The sequence below is a fragment of the Microbacterium panaciterrae genome (assembly GCF_039541635.1).
Lineage (GTDB): Bacteria > Actinomycetota > Actinomycetes > Actinomycetales > Microbacteriaceae > Microbacterium > Microbacterium panaciterrae.
Genome location: NZ_BAABGP010000016.1, coordinates 144,183 through 153,403, shown reverse-complemented (window position 1 = coordinate 153,403; position 9,221 = coordinate 144,183). Strand labels below are relative to the sequence as shown.

The 9,221-nt window shown below is 64.5% G+C and carries 10 protein-coding genes and 1 pseudogene; 8 read left to right on the top strand and 3 right to left on the bottom strand.

Going from position 1 to position 9,221, the window contains the following annotated elements:
* Positions 1-71 precede the first annotated feature (71 nt).
* Genes ABD882_RS12100 through ABD882_RS12090 form a run of 3 tightly spaced genes read right to left on the bottom strand, consistent with a single transcriptional unit; the run spans position 72 to position 2,160 of the window.
* Positions 72-956 carry an SIR2 family NAD-dependent protein deacylase gene (locus ABD882_RS12100; RefSeq protein ID WP_345187257.1) on the bottom strand — a complete coding sequence of 295 codons (885 nt, stop codon included), beginning with the start codon at positions 954-956 and terminating at the stop codon, positions 72-74.
* Positions 953-1,798 (bottom strand): macro domain-containing protein, encoded by an 846-nt coding sequence (locus ABD882_RS12095; RefSeq protein ID WP_345187255.1) that lies wholly within the window; start codon positions 1,796-1,798, stop codon positions 953-955. The genes ABD882_RS12100 and ABD882_RS12095 overlap by 4 nt, the downstream gene beginning before the upstream one ends.
* Positions 1,795-2,160, bottom strand: coding sequence for a winged helix-turn-helix transcriptional regulator (locus tag ABD882_RS12090; protein WP_345187254.1), 366 nt, complete (start codon positions 2,158-2,160; stop codon positions 1,795-1,797). Before ABD882_RS12090 ends, ABD882_RS12095 begins: the two co-directional genes overlap by 4 nt.
* A gap of 169 nt (positions 2,161-2,329) precedes the next feature.
* Here ABD882_RS12090 and ABD882_RS12085 point away from each other — a divergent pair, with 169 nt between their 5' ends.
* The 8 genes and pseudogenes from ABD882_RS12085 (at position 2,330) to ABD882_RS12050 (ending at position 9,217) form a co-directional block, all read left to right on the top strand.
* Positions 2,330-3,097: a nuclear transport factor 2 family protein gene (locus ABD882_RS12085; protein WP_345187252.1), complete on the top strand. Its 768-nt coding sequence runs from the start codon at positions 2,330-2,332 to the stop codon at positions 3,095-3,097.
* A 201-nt stretch (positions 3,098-3,298) separates the two neighbouring features.
* A complete protein-coding gene (locus tag ABD882_RS12080; protein ID WP_345187265.1) occupies positions 3,299-4,243 on the top strand; it encodes a helix-turn-helix transcriptional regulator in 945 nt (314 codons plus the stop codon).
* 232 nt (positions 4,244-4,475) lie between these two features.
* Positions 4,476-5,423: a bifunctional DNA primase/polymerase gene (locus tag ABD882_RS12075; RefSeq protein WP_345187250.1), complete on the top strand. Its 948-nt coding sequence runs from the start codon at positions 4,476-4,478 to the stop codon at positions 5,421-5,423.
* Positions 5,424-5,458: 35 nt separating this feature from the next.
* Positions 5,459-6,114 (top strand): annotated as a pseudogene (locus tag ABD882_RS12070) (DUF2637 domain-containing protein).
* Entirely contained in the window at positions 6,111-6,563 is a 453-nt protein-coding gene (locus ABD882_RS12065; protein ID WP_345187248.1) for a hypothetical protein, read from the top strand. Before ABD882_RS12070 ends, ABD882_RS12065 begins: the two are co-directional and overlap by 4 nt.
* Before the next feature lie 75 nt (positions 6,564-6,638).
* Positions 6,639-7,490, top strand: coding sequence for a hypothetical protein (locus ABD882_RS12060; protein ID WP_345187246.1), 852 nt, complete (start codon positions 6,639-6,641; stop codon positions 7,488-7,490).
* On the top strand, positions 7,487-8,485 hold the full coding sequence (locus tag ABD882_RS12055) for a ParB N-terminal domain-containing protein (protein WP_345187245.1): 999 nt from the start codon (positions 7,487-7,489) through the stop codon (positions 8,483-8,485). Before ABD882_RS12060 ends, ABD882_RS12055 begins: the two co-directional genes overlap by 4 nt.
* 42 nt (positions 8,486-8,527) lie before the next feature.
* Complete coding sequence (locus ABD882_RS12050; protein ID WP_345187243.1) at positions 8,528-9,217, top strand: hypothetical protein; 690 nt, start codon at positions 8,528-8,530, stop codon at positions 9,215-9,217.
* The last annotated feature ends 4 nt before the right edge of the window (positions 9,218-9,221 follow it).

The following is a 9,221-nucleotide window of genomic DNA, read 5'->3' as shown; positions in this document are numbered from 1 at the left end:
AACCCACACCCACGACGAATCCGTCGCGGCCTAACATCGCCCTCCGAAAATCCCAGGCCGATTCAGTCAGGTCAACCCCAGGCCGAAGTGCGGCGGACGAAGTCCATTGCATTGCTTGTGATGGATGCGGCGCGGGGCGCAATCGCGGGCGGGACCCCAGGGTGATTGGTGTTCACGCGGATGAGGCGGCTTTCATGAAGGTGTGTGGTGATGCGTTCGATGGGCCACCGGATAACTCCGGGGGTATTGAAACCGGCGCCAATCTCGATGACCACGGTGTTCCCGCCCTCGTGAGCGGCGTTGTGGAGCCAGTCATTGAGGGCGTGGAGTTGGGGTTGAAAGTGGTCATTGATGTACCAGGAGCCCGCAAAAACGTTAAGCGTCACCGCGCCGCCGCAGTTCGGACAGACCGGGACTGCTTTCTCTGAAGTCGCACCGGTTCTCGGGTCGTAGTCGTCAAGAGCGTGACGGAGGATGCCACGGGCATCCCAGACTTGTCGCGTGCACGGAGTCAGACATTGGTAGAGAGCGTAGTCGCCCTGAGGTGTGTAGACCCGAGCGGCGTCGAAACCGTTGCGGGTGAACAATGCATCGACGTTGGAGGACATGACGAAGTGATCACGATCACCGACGAGGTTTCGCAGGTCTTGGTACACCGAGTCGGGCTGATCACCGAGGCGGATGTCGTTGACGTGCACAGCCCAAAATCCCCACTGGTGGCGTGGAGGGAGAGGGTATCCGACGAGTTCGTAACGAGCATGAAACCCGGCGCGATGCAGTGCAGGAAACAACTCTTTGAACCGTTCCGTGTCGCCGTAATCGTAACCGGCCGCGGCAGAGAGACCTGCACCAGCGCCGATCAGCACCCGGTCGGCGGCGTCGACCCAGTCGAACGCGTCCTGGATCGTGCCATGGCCACCAACCAGTGGCGGAAGCTGCTGGTGGGGATGACTCACGATGGGACCATTTCGCTCAGCGCCGTGCGGTATGCAACCTCGTCCACATCGGAGAAGAGGCTAATGATGATCCGGAGGGCACTGTCGGGGTGCCGGTCGAACCAGGAGGCGATAGTTTCCAAGCAGACTCGTGCTGCAGCCGTTTTCGGGAAACCGAATACGCCGGTCGAGATGCTACATAGCCCCACAGTTTCGATATCGGAGCGTGCGTGAGCGGCGTCAAGGATCGACTGGTAGCTGAGCGCGAGGAGACCCTCATCGATGTCAGTCAGTTCGCCGCGCACTATCGGGCCAACGGTGTGGATGACGTGGGCGGCCGGGAGATTGTAACCGCACGTGATAACGGCGTGACCGGTGGGCTCGGGGGTACCTTGGCTCCGCATGTGCGCGTCGCATTCCTCGCGTAAGCGCGGTCCCGCGGCAGCGTGGATAGCGTTGTCAATGCAAGCGTGCCCAGGGATAAAGCATCCAAGCATTCGGTCATTGGCAGCGTTGACGATCGCATCGGCGCGCAACCGGGTTAGATCGCCGCGCCACATTCCCACCCGGTCCGTGGGGAACCCCGGTAGCGCTATGCCTCGATCGGTCAGTGTCGGCAATGCGTCTGCTTCAACAGTGCCGCGGGCCTCCCGCTCGCCGCTGAGCAATGCATCGAGATCATTGAGTATTCCCACCGGAAGTGGTCCCGGCGCTCGGGAGGTCAGCAGAGCAGCGAGGAGTCGACGGTTGTCGGGGTTCCTGCTCCCTTTGGGCCTGCGGGAACGGATATCCGTTGCTTGGCCGACAGGAAGCACGTCGTCGATGAAGTAGTCCACCAGTCGGCCTACCACGGTCTCTGTCATCGGGGTGCCTCCACCGAGAATCTGTCCCGAGCATCCAGGATCGACGCCATGTGCTCCTTCGCCCAGTCCTCCAAGGCCTTCAGCGGCTCCTGGAGACTGCGCCCCGCCGTGGTGAGCTCGTAGTCCACACGAACGGGGACCGCAGCAGTCACAGTCCGTGTCACCAAACCGTCCTGCTCCAGCCCACGGAGCGTCTGAGTGAGCATCTTCTGCGATATCCCGTCGATCCGGGCCGCCAGTTCGGAGAACCTCAACGGGCCGCCAGCCAGCGTCCCCACAACGAGGACCGTCCAACGGTCCCCGATTCGGTCCAGCACCTTCCGTGTTGGACAGTTGCGGTCATACGGATCCCACTCCACCATCACGCCTCCACTTACTAAAAAACCACCAACTTACCTTTTGGTGCCTTATATCGATCTAGCTGAAACTCTCCTATAGTAACCCATGTGATAGACCAAAGGAAGGTTCCCCTGAGGATCCTCGCCGCCGCTATCCGAATCAAACACCGTCACCACGACTGAGGAGACACCCGTGACCACTGAAATGACCCCCGCAGAGACCGTCACCGCCGCCACGACCGCCGCTTTCGGTGAGAAGGACATCACGGCGATCGACACCTATTTCGGTCCCACCTATATCCAGCACTCCACCCTTGCCAGCGACGGCATCGCCGGCCTGAAGGACCTCGTGTCATCCCTCACCGACGACTTCCGGTACGAGCCCGCCCGGATCATCGCCGACGGCGACCTTGTCGTCACTCAGGGCATCTACTACGGTTTCGGGCCGGTCCCGCTGACCGGCTTCGATGTCTGGCGAGTCCAGGACGGCAGGATTGTCGAGCACTGGGACGCGCTCACCGCCGTCGTCGAGAACACGGTAAGTGGACGCACTCAGACCGATGGGCCCGCCCAGACCACCAACCTCGACAAGACCGAAGCGAACAAGGCACTCATCACTGAGTTTGCCAACCTCGTCCTGATCGGTGCCGACTATTCCAAGCTCACCGACTACATCTCCACTGATCAGTATAATCAGCACAACGTCGACGCCGCCGACGGCCTCGCTGGATTCGGGGCGGCCGTCGAGAAGTGGGCGGTGGACGGGAAAAACCTCGCCTACAAGACGCTCCACCAGGTCATCGCCGAAGGCAACTTCGTCTTCACCCGTGCCGAAGGTGAGTTCGGAGTTCCGTCCATCTACAACGACCTGTGGCGCGTCCAGGACGGCAAGATCGTTGAGCACTGGGACGTCGTCATCCCCGTCCCTGCAGACCTCCCGCACACCAACGGGGTTTTCTAGACCGACCTGCAAGAGCGGTTGGGGACCGCGAGGTCGTGCCACCCCAACCGCTCTTGCACACGCGCGACGCGGCAATCCTCACCTCCGCGCGCTGGATCACCTGCATTGGAACAGTTCGGCAAGCGAGGCAGCTTTCTTACCCGCGCCCAGGACATGGAGTTTCCAACGCAACCTGCTGGAAAGGCTACGTGCCCCATGAGCATGCAGTCTGAAATGACAAGTGCTGCGACCAACCGCAACGACGACGGCTCGAACCCCTTCCAGCCGATTCTCGCTCGCACAAGGACAGTCCATCAATCGGTGGGTCCGGTGGCGTACGACTGTGTGAAGGTCATCGTCGTCCGCGACGGCAGCGCGATTCTCTTCTCCGAATTTGGCCAGAGGCCCGTCAAGGTCGGCGACGTAATTCTGCTCGGCTCGAACGTGCTCTGCGGATCGGAGCCAGAGGGCTCCATCACCGTCACGACGGTCTACTTAGACACCGACTACGTGCACGATCAAGTGCGTTGGCAGTACGCGGGCCTCCTCGAGGATCGCTTCAACGCACAAGGCTTCGCCGAAACCATCTACACGGAGCCTGCGCAGGTCCTCCGCCTGGGCGAGGACCACGCAAGGATGTTGGAGCCCTGGCTCGATGAACTGGTCTCGCTCAGCCTCGACGGCGACTTCGTGCACCACTATTACCGGATACATGCCCTGTGGTTCCAGATCATGCACGTCGTCGCCCCGTTCATCAGAGCCTCCCCAGTACGCGTCACGTCCTCCCAGCGCGCACACATCCGCCCCAGCCTGCCCAGGGATCGCCGCTTCGTACCGCTGCGGGCAGAGGCCCGCACTGCAGCTGGTTTGCTGCGCAACGCCCCTTCTCGACGGTGGACACTGGAAGAACTCGCGGCCGAGGTACACCTATCGTCTTCTCGCCTATCGAGCGTGTTCGTGGAGGCTTACGGCAAGACACCACTCGCGTTTCTGACGATGATTCGCGCTGAGAACCTGGCAAAATACCTCCGAGAGACCGACCTCACGGTCACCGCAGCGATGCAGCGCGTGGGGTGGCACTCCCGCTCGCACGCGACGAAGCTCTTCCGCCAGTACGTCGGGCTCACGCCTGGCGACTACCGACGGCTCCGCATCCAGACAGCCTGACGCGGTGAGCCGAATCTGCCAACTCTGAGCCGGTCTTTTCAGAACATGGGCCTCTGGCCGTTGAGACCCCGGATCGACTGGTAATCCGGTAGGGACTCGTCGGGTTCTTCGCGAAGCCTGACGGTCACAGTCTCGTCTCCTTGTCCGTCTCGTCTTCCTGATCCTCTCGACGCACCTCACGGTCGTACGGCCGCCTCGCCGGGGGTAGCCACTGGAGGAAGGGAGACCGACGATGGACGAGGCCCGCGAGGCCACGACGCGCCGAACCTCGGCAGTCGCTGCAGCCTTCAGACTTCTCACCGAGGGGCTGCCCGTCTCCATCGCGGCGCGCGAGTTGGCGCGGCGAGGCGTGCCGGTGTTCCCGTGCGCGCCGGGTGAGAAACATCCGATCCCCGAGCGTGGTTTCCATGAGGCATCCGTCGATGCCAGGCAGGTCGAGCTGTGGTGGCGGGAGCGGCCTCGGGCGAACCTCGCCCTTCCGACTGGTGCCACCTCCGGCGTGGTCGTCGTCGATGTCGACATGCACGGCGTCAACGGCCACATCGCGTTCGCTCGCGCAGCGCGTTCGGGAATGCTCCCGGAGCCGTTGGCGACGGTGACGACGCCGACCGGCGGCAGGCACCTGTACTTCCCGGCCGACCAGGAGCGGGAGCAACGGTCATGGCAGGTGGGTCACACTGGCATCGACTTCCGGGGCGACGGCGGCTACATCATCGTGCCGCCCTCGCTCCGCGCGCTTGACGGTCACTGGGTGCCGTACCGGGTCGAGACCGTGGCTACTGGGCCGGTCGTTTCGTTGGACGCGCAACGGCTGCGCGACTTCCTCGACCCTCGCCCGAAGTACGTTCCCGTGCCGGAGCCGCCGGGCGGCTGGCCGCTGGACGTTGCCCGGCTCGCCTCGAAGGTCGCAGGCAGGCCCGAGGGCGAGCGCAACCTCGGGCTGTTTAAGGCCGCTTGCCGCATGGCCGAGCACGGGCACCCGCAAGGTGAAGCTCTGGAAGCGCTCGGCCCGGCGGCAAGTCAGTCCGGGCTCGGCGAGCGCGAGATCACCCGAACGGTCTACTCGGCGTATCACCACGTCAGCACCAACGGGCCGCGCCATCGCGCCCTAATACGCCAGGCGGGTTCCGAGTTCATGCAGAACGAGCCGCCAGTCTCGGTGATTAGTCGGGGGCTGTGATGAGTGCGCAGAGACCGAAATGGGGTTGGGCGGTCATGACGGCAGCGACCGGCACCGTGCTGATCGGTATAGGCGCGTTCTGGCTGTCGTTCATGTCGCTCGCGGATCTAGCAACTCGCTCGGGTATCGCGATGGAACAGGCATGGATCTGGCCACTGTTGGTGGATGGCCAGATCGTCGTCTCGACGATCGCAGTTGTCGCGCTCGATGAGCGTGCAGGTGTTTGGTACCCGTGGGCGCTGCTGATGGGCGGCGCCCTGATGTCTGTCACCGCGAATGCACTGCACGCGGTCGTCGCAGCGGACGCGAGCGTGCCCGCTGTGCTGGCGGCGGCAGTCGCAGCGGTACCACCGCTCGTGCTTCTGGCAAGCACCCATCTCACGGTCGTCCTCACCCGCTCGACACAACCCACGAATCCAGCTTCTGAAGTTGACGCCGACGACGCACGCGAGGATGCCGACGAGCTGTTAGACCCACTCGCCGCACAAGAAACGATCACGCCCGTCGAGGAACAACCGCACGAGGTGGGGCGGCGGGAGCAGGCCAAGCGGTTGCGGAAGCGCAGTGGTCGAACAAAGCGATCGCCCGCGAGCTGGGCGTGCACCCCTCAACCGTGGGCCGCTGGCTCACATCGGCCACCGATGAACCACACCCCGGCGACGGGGATGAGAAGAAGGAGAACCCATCATGAGTACCGATCCCCACAACGACTCAGACATGGCGCGACGGCAGTCGCCACCTGAACGAGAGCTGGTAACACCGCCGGTCGAAGCGGTGAAGGTGCCCGAGGCTGTGCAGGAGTCCGACGTTGACCGTCGCCGGAAGCTCCTCGAGATCGACACCGCCGACAAAGCACTCGACACCGAGGTCGCGGAGAGCGACGTTGCGGAGAAGTCGAAGCTGACCCAGGCACGAGGCGTGGAGTGGGTACGCCCGACCGATCTGATGGCGCGCCACTCCAGCGCCCTCGCCGGGCGCGGCCTCGACCTGCACACGCGCCTCGATGCCGAGCTGCGCGGCAAGATCGCCGCCGCGCGAACTGCGCTCGGGCAGCAGGCGCGGCGGCTCTCACCGCTGTCGTCCTTCGGGCGCGGCGCACGCCACGAAGCACCCACTCGGGCGGCGGTCGGAAAGGCATGAACGTGAGCCAGACCGACGCGACACACACCGTCACATGGATCAGGCAGTGCACCTGGCACCAAGGAGGAAACAGCGATGAAGAATCACACGCCTACTGGTGAGCCAGAAGACTTCACGACCAGCGAAGGGCTCCGTGCTCTCCTGCACCGGCTCCACGAGACCGGGCCGCACGCATGGGAGCACGACCCGATCGCCCGCGAGGTTATGGCCTACGCCGCCGACAAGTACGCGGCCCTCGCCCGCAAGCACGGCCTCGACCCGTGGGAAGCCGCCAGCGCGGCGTTCGACGTGATGCGAGCACGAGCAACCCGCACCGCCGATGACCCGTGGGGCGTCGTCACTCACGCGGTCAGGATCACCTGCATCGCGGAAGAACGCGGGCAGGGCCTGTTGTGCTCCACGCACCAGGCGCGCCGCCCACACGTCTCCGCATTCCACGATCCCGAGCGACTCTCCGACAGGGAGAACCCGCTCCCCGACTACCACCCGGCGTTCCACTACACCGACGCCGACCCCACCGAGGATGCTTCCCTTGGCGGCTCGGAGGAGGCGTGCACCTCGGCTGGCAGCGCGATGGAAGACGCGATCGCACTGTTCACGCTGCTGGGGTGGCCGCCGCACATCGCCCGCGCCGGGGTCGAACACGTCTGCCAGGCCCTCGCGCTCATCGGGAACCGGCGTAGCGCCTATGAAACGCTCCGCCGCGACAAGCACTCCCGCGCCCTCCTCGACATCAGCGCCGACGCATGGACAGCACTCCTGAAGGCGTTGCTCGGGCATCCGCACCCGTCCTATGCCGCCACGATTGCTGGCCGGGGTGTCCTGCTGCGGTTGCTGATAGGTGAACCGCTGCGGGTGTTGCTGCGCGATGACGACCTCGTGCTCATGATCGCGCTCGCGGCTCCATCTGATGGGAGTCGGTCGTGAGCGGACGCGGCGGCAGTATCGAGCTGGATCGGGCCGTGGACTCGATCATCGTCGGCGCACGGCACCGCACCGATCTGGGCGACCTCGACGACCTCGCCGCGTCAATTGCCCAGCATGGGCTGTTGCAGCCGTTGACCGTGACGCTCGACGGGATACTCGTGTGCGGGGCGCGCAGGCTCGCCGCGATCAAACAGCTCGGCTGGCGGACGGTCGGCGTGTGGGTGCGCTCAGGCATCTCCGACCAGCTCGGGCACCTCCTCGCGGAACAAGACGACGACAAGCTCCACAAGGCGCTCACTCCCGTCGAAGCCGCCGACCTTTACCAAGAAATCAAGACCCTCATGGCTGAGGATGCTGCTCGCCGTATGGGTGCGGGCCAGTTCTCTGACGAGTATCAGCCGAGGTGGAACGGCTCCGGAAAATTTCCGGAGCCGTTGGACACGCCCACCGGCGAGTCCCGTGAACAGGCGGCGTCGATGATTCCTGGTGCTCCGTCGTACAAGACGCTCGACAAGATCGCCTACCTGCGACAGATCGCAGACGACCTCGGCCAGCCTGCGGAGCTTCGGGCGCAGGCCACGCGCGAGGTCGAGCAGGTCAACGCGGGAGAGCCCGTCCATCCCGCCTATGCGCGCATTCGTGAAGCGGTCAAGCAAGCGCACTCGGATGACGCGGCCGATCTACAAGCGCTCGCCGCGGAAGCGGTCGTCCGCGCTCAACGTGGCAGCATCAAGGGCACGTCAGCAGCAGGGAAATCTACGGTGACGCTAGTGCCGGAGCGATGGTCGGTGCGCGCATTCGTGACGACGTGGAGCGAGCTGGAATCGTGGTGGCTGCACTTCGACGTGACGAGCCTTGCAGCGGCGCTCACCGACGAACAGGTCACGGCGTTCCTCGCCACTGTCGACGGCTCCAGCGAGTTCGCCGATGCGCTACGCGAGGCCTGGGATAGCAAGCCCGGTACGGTCGCGCGCGGGCATCTTCACGCACTCTGACCGCCGCATTGCCCGGCGGGTGTGCGGGTGCACCTGCCGGGTATGACCCCTCATCCTGATTCTCGTTCACGTCGGCGCTTGATCGCTCTGATCGCGACTGGCGTGATTCTTGTTGTTCTGGCCGGGTTTGGCATCTACGGCCTCCTCGCCGGCCCCGATCGCGATCACACGCCCACGCCGCCTGGCGAAACAGCCAGCCCCGCCCCGAGCGCCCCCAGAGAGTCGTGGACGCCCGGTCGTCCGCAGCTTCCCCCCGTGGTGCAGTCGCGTGATGCCGAGACCTTTGCCCGCAACGTGGCCGAAGCACTGTTCGCTTGGGACACCGGCTCGGGGTTCACGCCTCTCGATTACACCTCGGTGATCCTCGAAGTCGGTGATCCATCCGGGCAGGAACAGGCCGGGCTTGCGGGCGATATTGCCGCGTATCTGCCGACACAGGGTGCGTGGCTGCAGCTGCGCCAATATGCGACTCGGCAGTACCTCATGATCGACTCGATCACGATCCCCGAAGCCTGGGCAGATGCGGTCGCACGGGCGCAACCGGGCCAGCTCGCTCCGGGCACCGTCGCGTACACGATTGAAGGCACCCGACACCGTGACGGCATGTGGAACGACGACCCGCAGACCTCATCAATCGACGTCGCGTTCACCGTGTTCATCGTCTGCCCGCCTACCGGGAACGACCCCTGTTCGCTGTTGCGTCTCTCGCAGCTCGACAACCCGCTCCGATAGCGGA